Below are 20,711 nucleotides of genomic sequence, written 5' to 3' on the forward strand. Positions count from 1 at the left end.
TCAAGGCTTGAGCCACTTACCCTGGCTCTGGCCTTCGCAGTACGGCTTCAGGTACGCCGCATCCGTGGCCACACCGTAATAGTGGATGTCCTGGCGATAAGGCATATTGGCGACTTGTGCGTTGCTGCATACGCCAAATGCACCGCTCGGGCACTGGTCGACGTACTGCACTTCGACTTTCTGCCCGGCCAGCGTCGGCTGACAGAAACCGTCGTTGAACAGTTTCTCCGGGATATTGCGGTTCTGCTGACAGACCTTGACGTCGAGCCGCTCGCCCTGACTGTGCACCACGCAGGCCTGAGCCCATGCTTCACTCGACAGCAGCGCCAACAGCAACGACCATCCCCTCCAACGCATCTTCGAATCTCCCAAGAAAGCTTCCGGCCATGTTGCAGAACATTCCTACCCATGTCATTGCTGGCCCTTTGGGCGCCGGCAAGACCAGTCTGATTCGCCAACTCATGGCCCAGCGCCCGGAAGGCGAGCGTTGGGCGGTGCTGATCAACGAGTTCGGCCAGATCGGTCTCGACGCCGCCCTGTTGACGAGCGACGCCGATGGTATCGCACTGGGCGAAGTAGCCGGCGGCTGCCTGTGTTGCGTCAATGGCGCGCCGTTTCAGATTGGCCTGGGGCGGTTGCTGCGCAGGGCGAAACCGGATCGACTTTTCATCGAGCCGTCCGGACTGGGGCATCCGGCGCAGTTGATCAAACAGCTGAACGAGGCGCCGTGGCGGGGTGTGCTGACGGTGCAGCCTTGTGTGCTGGTGCTGGATGCTCAGGCGCTCCGGGCGGGGAAAGCATTGCCGGCAGCGCAGCAGGAAGCGTTAGCCAGTGCCGGGTTGTTGCTGTTGAACAAGGCGGAAAACCTTGATGAAAATGAGCGGCAGAAAATCGCCGGTCAGCTCCCGCCGGTCCGGCAGATCTGGACGCAGCAGGCGCGACTCGCCTTGAGCGAGTTACCGGGGCTGGCGGCGCGAGCGGTTATCGGTGTGGATAATCTGGTGGTGCCCCAAGGATTGGCGCAGATGCCGGCCGTCTGGAGTGACCCGACGATGCCGATTTGCCTGAGTCAGGCGCAGGAAGGCGGCTGGAGCATTGGTTGGCGCTGGCATCCGGGGCAGAGGTTCGACAAGCGGCGCATTGCCGATTGCCTAGGGAATCTCGATTGGATCAGGGCGAAACTGGTTATCCACAGTGCGGATGGCTGGGTGTCGGCGAATGCGCTGGAGAATGCAGCGTTGAGCTGGCAGGCCAGTGAATGGCGAAAAGATTCGCGAATCGAGCTGATCTTCAGTGAAGTGCAGGATGTTGAGGTGCTGCAGAGAACGCTGTCAGCGTGCCGGGAAGGTCAAGATCAATAGATCACAGCCATTGGCAGGCTTTTACGGCTTCCACTTGGTGTGTTCTTGCCGCCACTGGCTCAATTCGATCACTTCAGCCCGCGGCTTGTGCACTTCCACCACCGGCGGCGTGTCGTCGAACGGCGCCGGGTAGGGCGCCAGTTCGATCTGCGCGCTGTGTGCGCCAAACTGGGTGATGGTGCCGTTATGCCGGGTTTCGCCGGTCACGGTGAACTCGAAGTTGTACACCCGCGCCAGTCGTCGGCGACCGTTGGCGTCCTTGATGAAACCGATCTTCTTCAGGGCCACGTTGCCGTCGAGCAACTCGACCCGCACGTTCAGGCAATGCTGTTTGACCCGCTCCAGCGCGCGTTCGCGCAAGCCGTGGTTGTGCCACAGCCAGGCGCCGGCAGCGGCGAACAGTATCAGCACGAAGATGTTTTCCAAGGTCAGCATCAACATCGAACTCCAAAAGATAGCGTCAGCTTAACTGCGTCGCCGGTCTGTCGTACAGGCTGCGTTTCGTCGCATACTGCGCGGCTTGAATTTCAATCGTTTTACGGAATGACCCGAATGAAACGTACGCCTCATCTGCTCGCCATTCAGTCCCACGTGGTGTTCGGCCACGCCGGCAACAGCGCCGCGGTTTTTCCGATGCAGCGGGTCGGGGTCAATGTCTGGCCGCTCAACACCGTGCAGTTTTCCAACCACACCCAGTACGGCCAATGGGCCGGCGAAGTGCTGACGCCGCAACAGATTCCCGAGCTGGTCGAAGGCATCGCCGCGATTGGCGAGCTGGGCAATTGCGATGCGGTACTGTCCGGTTACCTCGGCAGCGCGGCGCAGGGCCGGGCGATTCTCAGTGGTGTCGAGCGGATCAAATCGGTCAACCCGAAGGCGCTGTACCTGTGTGATCCGGTGATGGGCCATCCGGAAAAGGGTTGCAGCGTGCCGACCGAGGTCAGCGATTTCCTGCTGGAAGAGGCGGCGGCCGTGGCGGACATCATGTGTCCGAACCAGTTGGAGCTGGACAGCTTCTCCGGGCGCAAGCCGCAGTCGCTGTTCGATTGCCTGGCGATGGCGCGGGCGTTGCTGGCGCGCGGGCCGAAAGCAGTGCTGGTCAAGCATCTGGATTATCCGGGCAAACCGGCCGATGGTTTCGAGATGTTGTTGGTGACTGCCGACGGCAGCTGGCATCTGCGCCGTCCGCTGCTGGCGTTTCCGCGGCAGCCGGTGGGCGTGGGCGATCTGACGTCCGGGCTGTTTCTGGCGCGGGTGTTGTTGGGTGACAGTCTGCTGGCGGCGTTCGAATTCACCGCGGCGGCGGTGCACGAGGTGTTGCTGGAGACTCAAGCTTGCGCCAGTTATGAGCTGCAACTGGTGCGGGCGCAGGATCGCATTGCGCATCCGCGGGTGAAGTTCGAGGCGACGGCGATCAGTCTGTAATCGCCTAATCGTTCAAAAAGATCGCAGCCTTCGGCAGCTCCTACATGGGAATGCAAAACCCTGTAGGGGCTGCCGAAGGCTGCGATCTTTTGCTTTTGATCTCAGGCGTCGCCCTTGATCTCCTGATAGCGCTTCTCCAGCTCCTGGCGAATCTGCCGACGTTGCTGCGCCTGCATATAGCGACGCTTGTCTTCACTGTTCTGCGGTTGCAGCGGCGGCACGGCGGCCGGCTTGCGCTGGTCGTCTACCGCGACCATGGTGAAGAAGCAGCTGTTGGTGTGGCGCACCGAGCGCTCGCGGATGTTTTCGGTGACCACTTTGATGCCGACTTCCATCGAGGTGTTGCCGGTGTAGTTGACCGACGCGAGGAAGGTCACCAGTTCGCCGACATGGATCGGCTCGCGGAAAATCACCTGATCCACCGACAGCGTCACCACGTAGCGGCCGGCATAACGGCTCGCACAGGCGTAGGCCACTTCGTCGAGGTATTTGAGCAGGGTGCCGCCGTGGACATTGCCAGAGAAGTTGGCCATGTCGGGGGTCATCAGTACCGTCATCGACAGCTGGGCGTTTCCGGGTTCCATAACGTTCTCACGGATCAAGGCTGATTACTGGAAGCACCTCTGCGGGTGCCTGGTCGCTTTTCAAAAGCACCGTTATCGGGACGCCGGGCGACTGGCCGCCGTCACGCCGGAATCGATCTGTTTCCATATATTGCACCGCCTTCCAGCCGCAAGTCGCGGTGTTAACCTGCAAAAGCCCCTTACAAAGGCAATTCCCACACGAAAAGCGGATTTTTACTTCGCTCGCCCAGACCTTTCTGACGTCTGCTGGCGAGCCTCGTCATTCAAGGAGCCCACGCCATGCATGCCATCAGCTTTATTCAGGATCTGGCAGTGATCATGTTGGTCGCAGGTGTGGTGACTGTGTTGTTTCATCGCTTCAAACAGCCGGTGGTACTCGGCTACATCGTCGCCGGCTTCATCATCGGCCCGCACACCCCGCCGTTCGGCCTGATCCACGACGAAGAAACGATCAAGACCCTCGCCGAACTCGGGGTGATTTTCCTGATGTTCTGCCTCGGCCTGGAGTTCAGCCTGCGCAAGCTGTTCAAGGTCGGCGCCACGGCGTTTATTGCGGCGTTCCTCGAGATCGTCCTGATGATCTGGATCGGCTACGAAATCGGCCGCTGGTTCGACTGGAACACCATGGACTCGCTGTTCCTCGGCGCGATTCTGGCGATCTCCTCGACCACCATCATCGTCAAGGCCCTCAATGACCTGAAGATGAAAAACGAGCGCTTTGCGCAGTTGATCTTCGGCGTCCTGATTGTCGAAGACATCCTCGGCATCGGCATCATCGCGCTGCTGTCGAGCATCGCCGTCAGCGGCACGGTCAGCTCCGGCGAAGTGTTTTCCACGGTCGGCAAACTGTCGCTGTTCATGATCGTCGCGCTGGTTATCGGCATCCTGTTGGTGCCGCGTTTGCTGGCCTACGTGGCCAAATTCGAAAGCAACGAGATGCTGCTGATCACTGTGCTCGGCCTGTGTTTCGGCTTCTGCCTGCTGGTGGTCAAGCTTGAATACAGCATGGTGCTTGGCGCCTTTCTGATCGGCGCGATCATGGCCGAGTCGCGACAATTGCTGAAGATCGAGCGCCTGATCGAGCCGGTCCGCGACCTGTTCAGTGCGATCTTCTTTGTCGCCATCGGCTTGATGCTCGATCCGCTGATTCTGCTCGAATACGCGTGGCCGATTGCGGTAATTACCGTAGCCGTCGTACTCGGCAAGATGTTGTCCTGCGGTCTCGGAGCGTTTATCGCCGGCAATGACGGACGCACCTCACTGCGCGTGGGGATGGGCCTGTCACAGATTGGCGAATTTTCCTTCATCATCGCCGCGCTCGGGATGACCTTGCAGGTGACCAGTAACTTCCTCTACCCGGTCGCCGTGGCGGTGTCGGTGATCACCACGCTGCTGACGCCGTATCTGATTCGCGCGGCGGATCCGCTGTCGATCAAGCTGTCCGGTGCCGTACCCAAACGTTTGGGGCGTGTGTTGGGCATGTACGGTGAGTGGCTGCGCAGCATCCAGCCGCAAGGCGAGGGCGCGATGCTGGCGTCGATTATCCGCAAAATCCTGCTGCAAGTCGGGGTCAATCTGGCGCTGGTGATTGCGATCTTCTTCGCCGGCGCGTATTTCGCCGAGCGCATCTCGCTGTCGCTGCAAGACTGGATCAGTGATCCGAGCTGGCAGAAGGCATTGATCTGGGGCGGGGCGCTGCTGGTGTCGTTGCCGTTCCTGATCGCAGCGTATCGCAAGCTCAAGGCGCTGTCGATGCTGCTGGCAGAGATGGGCGTGAAGCCGGAGATGGCGGGGCGTCACACGCAGCGAGTGCGTCGGGTGATCTCCGAAGTGATCCCGATCCTCTCGCTGCTGGTGATTTTCCTGCTGTTGGCAGCCTTGTCGGCCAGTATCCTGCCGACCAACAAGTTGCTGGTGCTGATCGCCGTGGTCGCGGCCGCCGTGGCGGCGCTGCTTTGGCGCTGGTTCATCCGCGTGCACACGCGGATGCAGGTGGCGCTGCTGGAAACCCTCGACAACCACAAGGAGTCGTCGGGACATTGACCTGCCGGGGCGGCTGGCCGATCAGCTTTCCAGCCAGACGTCCCGCGCCCAGTGCCACACCGACTCCCAGGTTTCTTCGGCAATCAGCTCTTCTTCTGCCTGCCACAGCACTACCGTGCCATCTTCTTCGACGCAGTAGTAGTCATCACCGTCCTGACAGATCGGGATCAGGCTGCGATCAACACCGACATCCCAAGCGTTGGCGGCAACATCCGGCAAATAGGTGTGGGATTGCGGGTCGGTGACGGTCACCGGCTCGAGGCTGCCGTAAACCACATCGCTGACGGTCAGCAGAAACTCTTTGAAGACAAACGGAATGTCGATGAACAGTTGTTCTTCGATTTCAACCAGCAGATCTTCGTCAGGCAACTCCAAAGGAACCGGCACGGGTTCGTTGGCTTCACGCAGTTGTTCGATGATTTCTTCCACGTCCGGGATCCTCTTGCTTGAATGGCGCGGTTTATATGGGCCGGTTTATACAGTAGCTCGCTATAGATGCAACCGCGAAATAGAAAACCCCAGCCGAGGCTGGGGTTTTTATTACCGCAAGTGAAGCGTGAACAGGGATCAGCCGTTCTGGCGGATACCGGCCACCAGCCAAGGCTGGTTGTCGCCCTGCGGACGTTCCATGTTCCAGCTTTCGCTGAACACTTCGCCCTGGTCGAAGCGCGAGGTTTTCGACACACCGCTGAAGGTCAGGGTGGCGATGGTTTTGTCGGCACGATCATCAACGCCGTCCAGTTGCACCTGGAGGTTGTCGATGTAGGTCGACTGGAAAGCGTCACCCAGATCTGCACGCTCACGCTTGAGGAACTCAAGCATTTGCGGGGTCACGAACTCGGCGATCTTGTCCATTTCGTTGGCATCCCAGTGCTGCTGCAGCGACTGGAAGTGGCTGCGTGCAGCTTCAAGGAAGTTCTGCTCGTTGAACCAGGCCGGCGCGTTGATTACCGGACGGGCGGCAGCAGGCGCAGCCGAACCACCGAAGATCGAACCCATGGCAGCAGGTTTCTGCTCGAACACTTCACGCTGCATCGGCGCACCGGCCGGAGCGAATTGCTCTTGCTGCTTGCGGCGACGCGCGGCGATGAAGCGGAAGATCACGAACGCGATCACGGCCATGATCAGGATGTCGAAGATCTGCATGCCCTGGAAGCCACCGCCCATGAACATGGAAGCGAGCAAGCCACCGGCGGCGATACCGGCCAGAGGGCCGAGCCATTTCGAAGCACCACCGGCCTTGGCGGCAGCGCCAGCGGCACCGGCAGCACCAGCGGTCGCTGCTGCGCCGCCGACACCTGGAGAAGAAGGAGCCATCTGGCTGGTCTGGTGCGTCGGCGCAGCGCCGGCGCTTTTGCCACCACCAAAGCGCTTGGCGTTGGCGTCGAGGCTCATCGTCAGGCCGATGCACAACGCCATGGCGATGCTAAGAAAACGTTTCATAAAGGGTATTCCCGTTTGTGGAGACACGCGCGCCATGTTGCACAGCTGAAGTGTTACTGGCTAGCGAGAGAGTGTTTCGGGCTTTTGCCTGACAGGTCGCGTTCAGCTTCGCGAGGCAATCAGCCTATGTACTTTTGTCTGTAGGAAAAGGAGATAGGTTCAGCGGGATTGATGCACTGTGCGCCGTATTACCTGTGGGAGCGAGCCTGCTCGCGAAAGCGCCGTGTCAGACATATGAGTGCTGAATGACACACCGCTTTCGCGAGCAGGCTCGCTCCCACATTTGTTCAGTGCAGGTCGTCAGATTGCTTCCAGCTTGGCGTAACCGAGCATCAGCCACTTGCTGCCTTCGCTGAAGTTCACCTGTACCCGTGCCTGGGCGCCGGCACCTTCAAAGTTGAGAATCACGCCGTCACCGAAGATCGAATGGCGTACCGCCTGACCGAGGCTGAAACCTGTTTCCGGGATTTCGCTGCCACTGAACAGGTTGCTGCCGCTCATCGACTGGTTGCCGCCGAACGGTCGGCTGACGCTGTTCGACAAGCGCACTTCCTGAATCAGTCCTTTCGGTACTTCGCGTACGAAACGCGAAACCTTGTTGTAAGTCTCGCTGCCGTAAAGGCGTCGGGTTTCAGCATAGGTCATCACCAGATTCTGCATCGCCCGGGTAATGCCCACGTAAGCCAGACGCCGCTCTTCTTCGAGACGCCCCGGTTCTTCCAGGCTCATCTTGTGCGGGAACAGGCCTTCTTCCATGCCCACGAGGAACACGTAAGGGAATTCCAGGCCTTTGGCGCTGTGCAGGGTCATCAGCTGAATGCTGTCTTCGTGCTCGTCGGCCTGAGTATCGCCAGCCTCCAGCGAAGCATGGCCGAGGAACGCCGCCAGTGGCGTCAGTTCTTCGTCCTCTTCGGTGTTCTCGAAGTTGCGCGCGGCGCTGACCAGTTCCTCAAGGTTTTCTACCCGGGCCTGGCCTTTCTCGCCTTTTTCCGCTTCGTGATAAGCGATCAGGCCGGACTGCTCGATGACGGTTTGCGTCATCAGGTGCAGCGGCATCTCGGTGCACTTGGCAGCGAGGTTTTCGATCAACTCGATAAACGCACCCAGCGCACCGGCTGCTCGACCGGTCAGGCCTTTGTTGGCGACCAGTTGGCGCATGGCTTCCCACATCGAAACATCGCTGTGCCGGGCGTGCTCGCGAATGGCTTCGACGGTTTTTTCGCCGATGCCACGAGCCGGTACGTTGATCACCCGCTCAAGCGCCGCATCGTTGCCACGACCTTCAAGCAAACGCAGGTAGGCCATGGCGTTCTTGATTTCGGCACGTTCGAAGAAGCGCTGACCGCCATAGATGCGGTACGGAATGCGCTCACGCAGCAAGGCTTCTTCGAGAACGCGCGATTGGGCGTTGGAGCGGTACAGAATCGCGATATCGCTGCGAGCGAGGCCGGTTTTCAGCGCGCTTTCGATGGTTTCGACAACGTAGCGTGCTTCGTCGTGTTCGTTGAACGCGGCGTACAGATTGATTGCTTCGCCATCACCACCGTCGGTCCACAGCTCTTTGCCCAGACGCCCGGTGTTGTTGGCGATCAGTGCGTTGGCGGCCTTGAGGATGCCGGCGGTGGAGCGGTAGTTCTGCTCCAGACGAATGGTCACCGAATCCGGAAAGTCGGAGGAGTACTGATGAATGTTCTCGATCTTCGCGCCACGCCAGCCGTAAATCGACTGGTCGTCGTCGCCCACCACCATCAGGCTGTCGCCACCCTTGCCGAGCAGACGCAACCAGGCGTATTGCACGGCGTTGGTGTCCTGGAACTCGTCCACCAGAATATGCCGGAAGCGCTTTTGATAATGCGCCAGTAGGCCCGGGTGATCGCGCCACAGGTCGAGGGCACGCAGGAGCAATTCGGAGAAATCGATGACGCCGGCACGCTGGCACGCCGCCTCGTAGGCTTCGTAGATGCCGCGCATGGTCGCCAGATACAAATCGCCGCTGGCCTGGATATGTTGCGGACGCAGACCTTCGTCTTTCTGGCCATTGATGAACCACTGCGCCTGACGCGCCGGCCAGCGTTGCTCGTCGAGGCCCAGCTCGCGGATCACCCGCTTGACCAGCCGTTGCTGATCGTCGCTGTCGAGAATCTGGAAAGTCTGGCTCAGGCCCGCTTCCTGCCAGTGCGCCCGCAGCAAGCGGTGCGCCAGGCCGTGGAAGGTGCCGACCCACATGCCGGCCGGGTTGATCCCCAGCAATTGCTCGATGCGGTGACGCATCTCGGCAGCGGCCTTGTTGGTGAAGGTCACCGACAGGATGGAGTGGGGCGAGGCGTTTTCGACCTGGATCAACCAGGCGATACGGTGCACCAGCACTCGGGTTTTACCGGAACCGGCGCCGGCCAGGACCAACTGACGGCCAACGGGGGCTGCTACGGCCTGACGTTGGGCATCGTTGAGGGAGTTCAGCAGAAGGGAGAGATCATCGCGCATCGGGGCATTCTAGGGTGCGCCGCAGGCCCGGGCAAACCGAGCTTTGCATTAGCCGATGAAACTCCCGTCGATGACGACCGGTCGGTCACTGGCTACAGGCATCGGCCCGCCGCGCTCCAAGGGTTTGGCCAGTGGCAAAGGACGGAAAAGTTTCGCGGAAATTATGATGTGGAGCAGTTTGGCAACGGGATCGGCTTGTGTATGCTCCGTCCACGTTTCGGGCGCACGCCCTCCTTATAAGAACAAGAACGTTGCCCATGACCCTCAGCTCCGAACTGTCGGGCCCCTCCGTGGAACCCCGGGTTATCCGCAAGCACTATGCTGTCGAGATGGCGGTCGAGCGCACGCGTCTGCTGTATCAGGGCTCGTTGTTGCCCACGCTGTTCATGTTGATCAATGGTCTGGTCTGCGCCGCTTTGCTCTGGAGCCCGCAGCGCTACTTCGTGGTCAGCGTCTGGCTGGTGTGGTTGCTGTCGCTGGTGGCATTGCGGGTGATTCAGGTGGCGGCGTTCGATTCGGCGATCCCTGATCGTCAGGCGCAACCGATCTGGCGGCGGATGTTTCTGCTCGGCTCGACCATGACCGGTCTGACCCTGGCCGGTGCCGGCATCGCTCTGGTACCCGCCGACAACTTCATTCAGCAGGCCTGGGTGTTCGGCCTGATCGGCGCCGCGACCCTCTCGGCCAGCGTCGCCTACGCGGTGAGCCTGCCGGCGTTTCTGTCGTTTACCTTGCCCTGCCTGTTGCCGGCGATCGGTTATCTGTTCTGGGGCGGTGACGAGCAGGCGCGCGGTTGGGGCTGGCTCGGTCTGATCCTGCTCGGCTCGCTGAGCGTGGTCGCGTGGCAGGTCAATCGGCTGATCGATCGCGGCTTGCTGCGGCGCTTCCAGAATCAGCACTTGATCGAACACCTGCAACAGACGCAGTCGCGCAGCGAACTGCTCAATCAGGAACTGGCCAAAGAAATCGACCAGCGCCGCTGCGCCGAGGGCAAATTGCGTGAAGCGCAGGTTGAACTTGAAGACCGCGTGGCCCAGCGCAGCCTTGAACTGGACGCGGCCAATCAGGCCCTGAGCAAAAGCGAAGCGCGGCTGGCGCTGGCGTTGAAGGCCAGTGAGCTGGGGCTGTGGGACTGGAACCTGCAAACCGACGAAGTCCACCACACGCAGATTCAGGAGCTGTTCGGCCTCGCTCCGGAATACGTCACGGCGCTTTTGCGCGACCTCAAGCCACGTCTGCATCCGGACGATGTGCCGACGCTGAAATACGCGTTGATCGAGCACTTGAAGGGACGCACCGAGGACTATCAGATCGAATACCGCGTACGTCACGGCGATGGCCATTGGGTCTGGATCGAAGACCGTGGCCGCGCCGTTGAGCGCAGCGACAGTGGCCGCGTGATCCGCATGGTCGGCACCCGCCGCGACATCAGCGCCAGCAAAAGCCTCGAAGAGCAGCAGCGCCTGGCGGCAACCGTATTCGAAGCGGCCAGTGAAGGTATCGTGATTCTCGACCCGAACTATGCGCTGATCGCGATCAATCAGGCGTTCAGCCGCGTCACCGGCTACGACATTGAAGACATGCTCGGGCGCAATGTCGTCGAATTGCCGTGCAGCCGCGATGCTCGCCGCCATTACCTGGCGATCCGTCATGCGCTTGAGCAGCACGGCAGTTGGCAGGGCGAACTGGTGGAGACGCGCAAGAACGGCGAGCTGTATCCGCAGTGGCTACAGCTGAATGCGGTGCGCGATAGTCGGGGAAATGTCAGCCATATTGTGGGCTTCTTCGCCGATCTGTCGGCGCGCCGCGAATCTGAAGAGCGCATGCGTTACTTGACCCACTACGACGAGCTCACCGGGTTGGCCAACCGCTCACTGTTCCGCGAGCGTTTGCATGAAGCGCATCAGCGCTCGCGTCAGGGCCGGCGCAGTCTGGCGTTGCTGCACATCAATCTCGATCGTTTCAAATTGCTCAACGACAGCCTCGGCCATGAGATTGCCGACCAGTTGCTGCAAAAAATGGCGCGCCGCCTGGTCAACGCCTTGCCGGAAGCGGACACAATCGCCCGTTTGTCCGGCGACGAATTCGCCGTGCTGTTCGATGCCTACGGCAATCTGTCGAGTCTGGCCCGGGTCGCCACGCGCCTGTCGAGCAAATTACGCCTGCCACTGACAGTCGAAGGGCATGAGCTGGTGGTCAGCGCCTCTATGGGCATCAGCATGCTGCCGGACAACGCCCGGGAAATCTCCGCACTGGTCAGCCAGTCGAACATGGCCATGCAACATGCCAAGCACCTGGGCGGGAACAACTTCCAGTTCTACACCGACAGCCTGCAGGCCAGCACCCTTGAGCGCTTGCAACTGGAAAACCAGTTGCGCAAAGCCATCGAGGAAAAACAGTTGAACGTGTTCTATCAACCGAAGCTGTGCCTGCAAACCGGACGGCTGAATGCGGCGGAAGCGCTGGTGCGCTGGGATCATCCAACCATGGGCCGGGTGCCGCCGGGGGAGTTCATCGGATTGGCGGAGGAAACCGGTCTGATCGGGCCGATCGGCGAGTTCGTCTTGCGCCAGGCGTGCTGGCAGGCCTGCGAATGGCAGCGGCAGGGGCTGGAACCGATCCGTGTTTCGGTGAACCTGTCGGTGCATCAACTGCGTCAGGGCAAACTGGTCAGTCTGGTGCGGCAGGTGTTGGAGGAGACCGGTCTGGCGGCGCATTTTCTCGAGCTGGAATTGACCGAAAGCCAATTGCTCGACAGCGTCGAGCACATCATCGCAACGTTCCAGCAACTGCGTGATCTGGGGGTGAAACTGGCCATCGATGATTTCGGCACCGGATACTCCTCGCTGAGTTACCTCAAGCGTATTCCGGTGGATTACGTGAAGATCGATCAGGCGTTCATACGCGGTTTGGGGGAGGGCAGTGAAGATGCGGCGATCACTCGCGCGATCATTGCCATGGCCCATGGCTTGTCGCTGAAAGTGGTCGCCGAAGGTGTCGAGCGCCAGGAGCAGCTGGATTTTTTACGCGCCGAGCGTTGCGATGAAGTGCAGGGTTATCTGATCAGTCGCCCGGTCGAAGCCGCTGCTCTGGCTGGGCTTTTGCGCGAACAGGACAAACCGCTTTAAGGGCTACATGCGGTCCATCGCGCCTGATACGGGGACATGGAGTTACGCATTGAGCAGGCAAAAAGCCAATTCATGTAGTATAACTACAAGCGTGCTACATCCTTGCCCATAAGAAGAGTCCAGCCCCTTGAATCTGCTGCAACACATCGCCCAGTCACGTCACCTGTTACGCAAGTCGGAGCTCAAGGTCGCCGACCACGTGCTGCTTGACCCTGCGGCAGTGATGCACAGTTCCATGGCCGACCTGGCCCACAGCGTTGGCATCAGTGAGCCGACCATCGTGCGCTTCTGTCGCGCCATTGGTTGCTCCGGCTTCCAGGATCTCAAGCTCAAACTGGCGCAAAGCCTGGCCGCCGGTGCCAGCTTCGGCCAGTTCGCGATCCATGAAGACGACTCGGTCGCCGATTACAGCCTGAAGATTTTCGATACCACATTGCACACCTTGATGGAGGTTCGCGAGAAGCTCGATCCGGTGGAGTTGCAGCGCGCGGTGACGTTGATGTCGCAGGCGCAGCGGGTCGAGTTCTACGGCTTCGGTGCGTCGGGCGCTGTGGCGGCGGACGCGCAGCACAAGTTCTTCCGGTTGCTGCTGACGGCGGCGGCGTATTCCGATCCGCACATGCAGGCAATGTCGGCAGTGACGTTGAAGCCGACCGATGTGGCGATCTGCATTTCTCAGTCGGGGCGTTCCAAGGATCTGCTGATCACCGCCAATCTGGTGCGTGAGAGCGGCGCTTCGCTGATTACCTTGTGCCCGAGCCAGACGCCGTTGGCCGAACTGTCGACGGTCAATCTGGCAATCGATGTACACGAAGACACCGAGATCTATACGCCGCTGACTTCGCGTATCGCGCATCTGGTGGTAATCGATGTGCTGGCGATGGGCGTAGCGATGGCGCGCGGGCCGAGTCTGGTCAATCACCTCAAGAGCGTGAAGCGCAGTCTGCGCAGCTTGCGCTTGTCGCCGAAAGCCGTGAAAGCCCTCGATGACTAAGATCAAAAGATCGCAGCCTTCGGCAGCTCCTACGGGGAAATGCATTCCAATGTAGGAGCTGCCGAAGGCTGCGATTTTTGCTTTTCGAAGTAAACCTTCATCAGTTTGTAACCCCGAAGAAGCCAAACCGTCATCCCTCCCGCCTATCGTGAAACTCCCGTACTCGCCTTGGGAGAATCGAAATGGCTCAGCCCTACGAAGAACGCAACAGCGCCGCGAAAACCCGTCGTCAGCAGGAAGACCAGCGCCGCATGGAGTTTCGCCGCGCAATCGAAGATCGCTTCGAACTTCGCCAGCTTCAAGCCGAAATCGGCGATTTTCCCGAGATCAACCACTGGCAGGCGGCTCCCGCAACTTCCCGTCGAAGCGCTCAACCAGCGCGCTGATCTGCACCCGTTCGCTGCGGATAAACGCCAGGAAGGCGTGTGCCACCGGTGACAAGCGCTTGGCTTTGGCTTGTACCAGGCACCAGCTACGGAACAGTGGCAATTCTTCGACCGGCAGTTCGACGAGTCCGCCGGTCGCCAGCTCCAGGTTCAGGGCGTGGCGCGTCAACAGCGCCAGGCCCAGCCCCGCCTGCACGCATTCACGCTGAGCTTCGGCTGAGGCCACTTCCTGAGTCTGGGTGAAGTGCACGCGTTTCTCTTTGAAGTACTCTTCGCACGCCAGTCGGGTACCTGAACCCGGTTCGCGGATCAGCAGCGTGTAAGGCTCAAGATCTTGCAGGCGCAGTGGCCCCATGTGCGCCAACGGGTGATCCGGGCGCGCCACGGCAACAATCGGGTTGTTGAGGAAGGGCAGGAATTCCAGGCCCATGTCCTGCGGCACCATCGACATGATCACCAGATCGTCGCGGTTGTCCGACAGCCGTCGAATCACTTGGCCACGGTTGACCACCGTCAGTTGCAGATTCACTTCCGGGTGCTGGCGCTTGAACGCGGCGAACAGATGCGGCACGAAGTATTTGGCGCTGGATTCCACCGCGAGTTTCAGCTGACCTTGCAGCGACCCCTGCATGTCCGACAGCTGCATATCGAGGTTTTCCAGCCGCCCGAAGATGTCCCGACTGGCGCGCTGAAGGGCTTCGGCGGCCTCGGTCATATAGAGTTTTTTGCCGACATAATCGAATAATGGCTGGCCGATCAGCTCTTCGAGCTGACGAATCTGTAGGCTGACGGCCGGTTGGGTGAGGGACATTTCCTCGGCGGCGCGGCTGTAAGAGCGTAAATCACACACTTCGTTGAAGATCTGCAATTGACGCAATGTCATACGCATCAGGGACTTACGCATTTCTTATAGGCTCTGACGGCAGGCTGATCACTCAACTATAAGTCTTTACTTATGCATGACCCAATTTTTATTCATTTTTGTTAATCCCTCATGAGCGCTAGTGTGGACCTGCGACCAAATTGAAACATTTGGTCACGCGTCGACCTGGTCTAGCAGGTCGTGGTGCTACCGGCTCAAGGGAACCTCCAAGTGATAACAAAGATCCTGATCGCCAACCGTGGTGAGATTGCCGTACGAATCGTACGAGCCTGCGCCGAAATGGGCATTCGCTCGGTTGCGATTTTTTCCGACGCCGACCGCCATGCCTTGCATGTGAAGCGTGCGGACGAGGCTCACAGCATCGGTGCCGAGCCACTGGCCGGTTACCTGAACCCGCGCAAGCTGGTGAACCTGGCGGTGGAAACCGGTTGCGATGCACTGCACCCCGGTTACGGTTTCCTTTCGGAAAATGCCGAACTGGCCGACATCTGCGCCGAGCGCGGAATCAAATTCATCGGCCCGTCGGCAGAAGTCATTCGCCGCATGGGCGACAAGACCGAAGCGCGCCGCAGCATGATCAAGGCGGGCGTACCGGTGACGCCGGGCACCGAAGGCAATGTCGCCGACATCGAAGAAGCCTTGGCCGAAGGCGACCGCATCGGTTACCCGGTGATGCTCAAAGCCACCTCCGGTGGTGGCGGTCGCGGTATCCGTCGCTGCAACAGCCGCGAAGAACTTGAACAGAATTTCCCTCGGGTGATTTCCGAAGCGACCAAAGCCTTCGGTTCGGCGGAAGTGTTCCTGGAAAAATGCATCGTCAACCCCAAGCACATCGAAGCGCAGATCCTCGGCGACAGCTTCGGCAACGTCGTGCACCTGTTCGAGCGTGATTGCTCGATCCAGCGCCGCAACCAGAAGCTGATCGAGATCGCCCCGAGCCCGCAACTGACCCCGGAACAGCGCGCCTACATCGGCGACCTCTCGGTACGCGCGGCCAAGGCTGTGGGTTACGAGAACGCCGGCACCGTCGAGTTCCTGCTCGCCGAGGGCGAGGTGTACTTCATGGAGATGAACACCCGGGTGCAGGTGGAACACACCATCACCGAAGAAATCACCGGGATCGACATCGTCCGCGAACAGATTCGCATCGCCTCCGGCCTGCCGCTGTCGGTGAAGCAGGAAGACATTCAGCACCGGGGTTTTGCGTTGCAGTTCCGCATCAACGCCGAAGACCCGAAAAACAACTTCCTGCCGAGCTTCGGCAAGATCACCCGTTACTACGCCCCCGGCGGTCCGGGCGTGCGCACCGACACGGCGATCTACACCGGCTACACCATTCCACCGTTCTACGACTCGATGTGTCTGAAGCTGGTGGTCTGGGCACTGACCTGGGAAGAGGCAATGGATCGTGGCCTGCGCGCCCTCGACGACATGCGTCTGCAGGGGGTGAAGACCACCGCCGCGTACTACCAGGAAATCCTGCGCAACCCGGAATTCCGTAGCGGCCAGTTCAATACCAGCTTCGTTGAAAGCCACCCTGAACTGACCAATTACTCGATCAAGCGCAAACCCGAAGAGCTGGCCCTGGCCATCGCCGCCGCCATCGCCGCCCACGCAGGCCTGTGAGGAATACAACAATGTCCAAGAAGATCTTTGTCACCGACACCATCCTGCGCGACGCTCACCAATCGCTGCTCGCCACCCGCATGCGCACCGAAGACATGCTGCCGATCTGCGACAAGCTCGACAAAGTCGGCTACTGGTCGCTGGAGTGCTGGGGCGGGGCGACATTCGACGCTTGCGTACGGTTTCTGAAAGAAGACCCGTGGGAGCGTCTGCGCCAGCTGCGTGCGGCGCTGCCTAATACGCGCCTGCAAATGCTCCTGCGCGGGCAGAACCTGTTGGGCTACCGCCACTACAGCGACGACGTGGTCAAAGCCTTCGTCGCCAAAGCTGCAGTAAACGGCATCGACGTCTTCCGTATCTTCGACGCGATGAACGACATGCGTAACCTGCGCGTGGCGATCGAGGCGGTCAAGGCTGCCGGCAAACATGCCCAAGGCACCATCGCTTACACCACCAGCCCGGTGCACACCATCGACGCCTTCGTGACTCAGGCCAAACAAATGGAAGCCATGGGTTGCGACTCGGTGGCGATCAAGGACATGGCCGGTCTGCTGACCCCGTACGCCACTGGCGAACTGGTTCGCGCGTTGAAAGCCGAGCAATCGCTGCCGGTGTTCATCCACTCCCACGACACGGCCGGTCTGGCGACCATGTGCCAGCTCAAGGCGATCGAAAACGGCGCTGACCACATCGACACCGCGATCTCCAGTTTTGCCTCGGGCACCAGCCACCCAGGCACCGAGTCGATGGTCGCAGCGCTCAAGGGCACCGAGTACGACACCGGCCTGAACCTGGAACTTCTGCAAGAAATCGGTCTGTATTTTTACGCCGTGCGCAAGAAGTACCACCAGTTCGAGAGCGAATTCACCGCCGTCGACACCCGTGTGCAAGTCAACCAGGTGCCGGGCGGGATGATTTCCAACCTCGCCAACCAGTTGAAAGAGCAGGGCGCCCTCAACCGCATGGCCGAAGTGCTCGCGGAAATCCCACGGGTGCGTGAAGACCTCGGCTTCCCGCCGCTGGTGACCCCGACCTCGCAGATCGTTGGCACCCAGGCGTTCTTCAACGTGCTGGCCGGTGAGCGCTACAAGACCATCACCAACGAAGTGAAGCTTTACCTGCAGGGCGGCTACGGCAAGGCGCCGGGCGTGGTTAACGAGAAGCTGCGTCGCCAGGCCATCGGCAGTGAAGAAGTCATCGACGTGCGTCCGGCCGATCTGCTCAAGCCGGAAATGACCAAGCTGCGTGCTGACATCGGCGCTTTGGCCAAGTCGGAAGAAGACGTGCTGACTTTCGCCATGTTCCCGGACATCGGTCGCAAGTTCCTCGAAGAGCGTGCCGCCGGTACCCTCACCCCGGAAGTGCTGCTGCCGATTCCTGAAGCCGGCAGGGTCGCCTCGGCGGGCGGCGAAGGCGTGCCGACCGAGTTCGTCATCGACGTCCACGGCGAAACCTACCGCGTCGACATCACGGGCGTCGGCGTGAAGGCCGAAGGCAAGCGTCACTTCTACCTGTCCATCGATGGCATGCCGGAAGAAGTGGTGTTCGAACCGCTCAACGAATTTGTCAGCGGCGGTAGCAGCAAACGCAAGCAGGCGTCGGCACCGGGCCACGTCAGCACCACCATGCCGGGCAACATCGTCGATGTCCTGGTCAAGGAGGGCGACACCGTCAAGGCCGGCCAGGCTGTGCTGATCACCGAAGCGATGAAGATGGAAACCGAAGTCCAGGCTGCGGTTGCCGGCAAGGTCACCGCGATTCATGTGGCCAAGGGTGATCGGGTGAATCCGGGTGAAATTCTGATCGAGATCGAAGGCTGAGATAACCGCCGCGAACCAACGCTTTAAACCTCGGGGGGGCATGTGCTCCCCTTTTTTTTGTCTGAATTTTTCACCTGTAGGAGCTGCCGAAGGCTGCGATCTTTTGATGTTGTTTTGGGTTAATAAAAACAAAGATCAAAAGATCGCAGCCTTCGGCAGCTCCTACAGAAAATGTTGTGTCAGTTAAAACTCCATGCGCCATTGGCCCATCACGCCGTGAGTGCGGCTGTCAGTGGCCATTTCACCGGTGAGACCAACACCGATCATGTGATTGGCTGACAGCCCTAGGTCGAGGCCGGCGTCCACGGACAGGCTGTTTCGATCCAGCGCCGCACCGGCAATTTCAAAGCGTTTTCCGCCCTTGACCAGTTGCTGGCGGGTGTCGCTTTCGATCTCGCCAAAGGTGTGTTTCCAGCCGGCACTGAATCGCGGTGTCAGCGTCATGCCGTTATCCAGCCGACTGATTTTTGCCGTACGCAGGCCAAAGGTGCTGCTGAGGTTGTCGCGGGTTTGTCCGAAGACGTTCAGCGCCGCATCCCCACCTTTTTCACTGTAGCTGTCGCGCTGATAGCGCTGATAGCCAACACTGGCAAACGGCTCGAGCGTCGCGTTGTGTCGGCCAATATTGACCGCCAGTTCGGCAAAGGCCTGTTGGGTGTTGGCGTCGTAATTGCCCTTGAGGCGATCACTGAAACCGTTGAAGGCCACGCGACGTTTGCTGTCGCCGTCATGGCTGGCGTAGGTCGCCCCGAGACGCAGTGAGATCGGTCCGTCCTGGCGCACGGCATAGGCGCCAAGATGCCAGCTGTCGAGATCACCCTCATATTGGCGGGCGTCGAGTCGGGTCTGCGATTTACCGCCGATCAGGCCGACATGCCATTGCTCGTTGAGCCGCCAGTCCGCGCCCATGACCAGACCTTGGGTGGCGTGTTTGAGGGTACTGTCGAAGTCGCGGTCGACCTTGCCGCCATGACCGAGCGCCTGAATCCACACTCGCCCGGAATCGGCAGCGCCGGCAGCCTGACGCGGCGAGGTGCCGGAACTGTAAGCCGAGCCGTAACGGCTATTCAGCTGCTGCATGGCCGAAAGCATGCTCGCGCTCACCGGAGTGATGCTGCTCAGGGTGGCTTTGGCGAGATTGGCATTGCTGCCGGCGGCGAGTTGTTCGAGGGCGACCGGTGCGGAGGTTTTGTCGCTGGTCAGCAATGCCGCGACGGCGGTGTTTGAAGGCTTTGTTGTTTGAGATGTTGCCGGTTTGTCGGCAGCGTCAGTGCGTGCAGGTACTGTTGCTGCGCGCGCCGTCGGTTCGACAATACTACTGGCGACTGAACGTCCATTGCGGGTCTTGGCAAGTACTGCGAGCGCTACATCACTGCGGGTGTAATTGAGGTTCACCCTTTGTTCTTCATAGGACAGCGTCGGAATCATGTAGGCGAGGTTGGTGGTGACCTCGCCGAATTCTCCTTCAATCATGTCGGCGGTCAGAATCAAGTGCTCCGTGTTGTCCGCGTAATTTCCGGGCATCCCGTGAACCTGAACCTGAGCGCCTCCCAAGGTTGCGGTGCCTTCGACCATTACGGGGTCTGACCCACCATCAGTAGAGACGCCATAGGAAAATACTGCGTCCTTAGCGAACTCCAGATCACCCTGGATTCTCGGCGCTCCATGCGCCCGGGACGCCACCAATGATCCGCCGACGTATAAGTTGGCAACGTGGCCGGAACCACCGAATACCGCCCCCTTGTCTACGGTTACCCCTCCGATCGAGCCATAGTTGACCAGTGCCGCCCCCGACTTGACGTCTGCGTCACCAGCAAATTCATGGCTGAGCGTCCATAGGCCACGGGCGACACGCAGACTTGAAAAATTGCGCGTCTCACCAATTTCACCGCCCTCGGTTCCGTTCAGTTGCAGGCCGTTGATGCCAGCGCCGCCGTCCAGGCGTCCACTCCAGCGGGCGCCGTTGTTGATCACCAGTAAATCGTCTCCTTCGCCCAGTTGCAGGGACACACCACCGACGCTCTCAACCGGACTGGAAAGAAACGAAATTGCCGTTGTGTAGGCATGCATGTCCCGATCAAAGGGATCGACGAGGTCAAACTCCTGGTCATCGTGTTCTTCCATGACGATCTCGGGAAATTCCAGATCCGCGTAGAAAGCATCGTCAAAATTCACCGTTGCGACGGCGGGCTTTCCAAGACTCCTGAGGAACGGTGCAGAGTGTTCGAGCGGTCCGATAAATTCCTCCACCGCAAAGAGGTCTTCGATCGGTTCCATCACGTTATCTGGAATAGCCGGAGCCACTGTTTTGGGGGCGCGAGTTTTTTTTCGCGGCTTGCTGTCTTCTGTTTCTGCAGCGACGGGTGATTCGGGTTGTTGCGCTAGCGAGGTTTCTACACAGCCGATTGCCAGTGCAATCGCCAAAGCCAGATGTTTCGGTTTGCAGATGTGTTGAGCGGGCATTGAATCGAGCCTCTGTTAGCAGGAGACCCAACTCTATTGATGCACCGAAAAATCCGATGTCGGCTGCTTCC

General features: G+C 59.9%; 16 protein-coding genes. 8 read left to right on the forward strand and 8 right to left on the reverse strand.

Annotation, left to right across the window (positions count from 1 at the left end; genetic code table 11):
• The gene (locus QZR14_RS02895; RefSeq protein WP_250605609.1) at positions 1–357 is read right to left on the reverse strand and encodes an NADH:ubiquinone oxidoreductase; all 357 of its coding nucleotides are present in this window, start codon (positions 355–357) and stop codon (positions 1–3) included.
• A 29-nt stretch (positions 358–386) separates the two neighbouring features.
• Between QZR14_RS02895 and QZR14_RS02900 the strand changes: the two genes are divergently transcribed.
• Positions 387–1,361: a CobW family GTP-binding protein gene (locus tag QZR14_RS02900; protein ID WP_311995857.1), complete on the forward strand. Its 975-nt coding sequence runs from the start codon at positions 387–389 to the stop codon at positions 1,359–1,361.
• 21 nt (positions 1,362–1,382) lie between these two features.
• On the opposite strand, the gene QZR14_RS02905 is transcribed toward QZR14_RS02900, so the two are convergent.
• A complete protein-coding gene (locus QZR14_RS02905) occupies positions 1,383–1,796 on the reverse strand; it encodes a DUF3301 domain-containing protein (protein ID WP_026000521.1) in 414 nt (137 codons plus the stop codon).
• 117 nt (positions 1,797–1,913) lie between these two features.
• On the opposite strand from QZR14_RS02905, the gene pdxY reads away from it, so the two are divergent.
• Positions 1,914–2,786 (forward strand): pyridoxal kinase PdxY, encoded by an 873-nt coding sequence (pdxY, locus tag QZR14_RS02910; RefSeq protein WP_311995858.1) that lies wholly within the window; start codon positions 1,914–1,916, stop codon positions 2,784–2,786.
• 101 nt (positions 2,787–2,887) lie between these two features.
• Here pdxY and QZR14_RS02915 read toward each other — a convergent pair whose 3' ends face one another.
• On the reverse strand, positions 2,888–3,370 hold the full coding sequence (locus tag QZR14_RS02915; protein WP_003229693.1) for an acyl-CoA thioesterase: 483 nt from the start codon (positions 3,368–3,370) through the stop codon (positions 2,888–2,890).
• Positions 3,371–3,649: 279 nt separating this feature from the next.
• Between QZR14_RS02915 and QZR14_RS02920 the strand changes: the two genes are divergently transcribed.
• Positions 3,650–5,413 carry a cation:proton antiporter gene (locus QZR14_RS02920; RefSeq protein WP_250605612.1) on the forward strand — a complete coding sequence of 588 codons (1,764 nt, stop codon included), beginning with the start codon at positions 3,650–3,652 and terminating at the stop codon, positions 5,411–5,413.
• 21 nt (positions 5,414–5,434) lie between these two features.
• Here the strand turns inward: QZR14_RS02920 and QZR14_RS02925 are convergent, their stop codons facing one another.
• The 3 genes from QZR14_RS02925 to uvrD all read right to left on the reverse strand — a co-directional run bounded on the left by QZR14_RS02925 (position 5,435) and on the right by uvrD (position 9,340).
• Positions 5,435–5,842, reverse strand: coding sequence for an SMI1/KNR4 family protein (locus tag QZR14_RS02925; RefSeq protein WP_038359443.1), 408 nt, complete (start codon positions 5,840–5,842; stop codon positions 5,435–5,437).
• A gap of 138 nt (positions 5,843–5,980) precedes the next feature.
• A complete protein-coding gene (locus QZR14_RS02930; protein WP_095049619.1) occupies positions 5,981–6,856 on the reverse strand; it encodes a Tim44 domain-containing protein in 876 nt (291 codons plus the stop codon).
• Between the two features lie 300 nt (positions 6,857–7,156).
• Positions 7,157–9,340, reverse strand: a complete 2,184-nt coding sequence (gene uvrD / locus QZR14_RS02935) for a DNA helicase II (protein ID WP_250605613.1) — start codon at positions 9,338–9,340, stop codon at positions 7,157–7,159.
• Between the two features lie 257 nt (positions 9,341–9,597).
• On the opposite strand from uvrD, the gene QZR14_RS02940 reads away from it, so the two are divergent.
• The 3 genes from QZR14_RS02940 to QZR14_RS02950 all read left to right on the forward strand — a co-directional run bounded on the left by QZR14_RS02940 (position 9,598) and on the right by QZR14_RS02950 (position 13,848).
• Positions 9,598–12,468: a putative bifunctional diguanylate cyclase/phosphodiesterase gene (locus QZR14_RS02940; RefSeq protein WP_311995859.1), complete on the forward strand. Its 2,871-nt coding sequence runs from the start codon at positions 9,598–9,600 to the stop codon at positions 12,466–12,468.
• Positions 12,469–12,595: 127 nt separating this feature from the next.
• The gene (hexR, locus tag QZR14_RS02945) at positions 12,596–13,462 is read left to right on the forward strand and encodes a transcriptional regulator HexR (RefSeq protein WP_007962240.1); all 867 of its coding nucleotides are present in this window, start codon (positions 12,596–12,598) and stop codon (positions 13,460–13,462) included.
• A 182-nt stretch (positions 13,463–13,644) separates the two neighbouring features.
• Complete coding sequence (locus tag QZR14_RS02950; RefSeq protein WP_123454772.1) at positions 13,645–13,848, forward strand: PA3496 family putative envelope integrity protein; 204 nt, start codon at positions 13,645–13,647, stop codon at positions 13,846–13,848.
• Here QZR14_RS02950 and QZR14_RS02955 read toward each other — a convergent pair.
• The gene (locus QZR14_RS02955) at positions 13,790–14,752 is read right to left on the reverse strand and encodes a LysR family transcriptional regulator (protein WP_250605615.1); all 963 of its coding nucleotides are present in this window, start codon (positions 14,750–14,752) and stop codon (positions 13,790–13,792) included. The genes QZR14_RS02950 and QZR14_RS02955 overlap by 59 nt on opposite strands.
• A gap of 189 nt (positions 14,753–14,941) precedes the next feature.
• On the opposite strand from QZR14_RS02955, the gene QZR14_RS02960 reads away from it, so the two are divergent.
• Both QZR14_RS02960 and oadA read left to right on the forward strand, forming a co-directional pair.
• Positions 14,942–16,357, forward strand: a complete 1,416-nt coding sequence (locus tag QZR14_RS02960; protein ID WP_025112637.1) for an acetyl-CoA carboxylase biotin carboxylase subunit — start codon at positions 14,942–14,944, stop codon at positions 16,355–16,357.
• 11 nt (positions 16,358–16,368) lie between these two features.
• Complete coding sequence (gene oadA / locus QZR14_RS02965; RefSeq protein ID WP_311995860.1) at positions 16,369–18,177, forward strand: sodium-extruding oxaloacetate decarboxylase subunit alpha; 1,809 nt, start codon at positions 16,369–16,371, stop codon at positions 18,175–18,177.
• Positions 18,178–18,360: 183 nt separating this feature from the next.
• Here oadA and QZR14_RS02970 read toward each other — a convergent pair whose 3' ends face one another.
• On the reverse strand, positions 18,361–20,640 hold the full coding sequence (locus QZR14_RS02970; protein ID WP_442967371.1) for an autotransporter outer membrane beta-barrel domain-containing protein: 2,280 nt from the start codon (positions 20,638–20,640) through the stop codon (positions 18,361–18,363).
• Positions 20,641–20,711: the final 71 nt, after the last annotated feature.

The organism is Pseudomonas sp. rhizo66 (assembly GCF_031931925.1).
Classification (GTDB): Bacteria; Pseudomonadota; Gammaproteobacteria; order Pseudomonadales; family Pseudomonadaceae; genus Aquipseudomonas.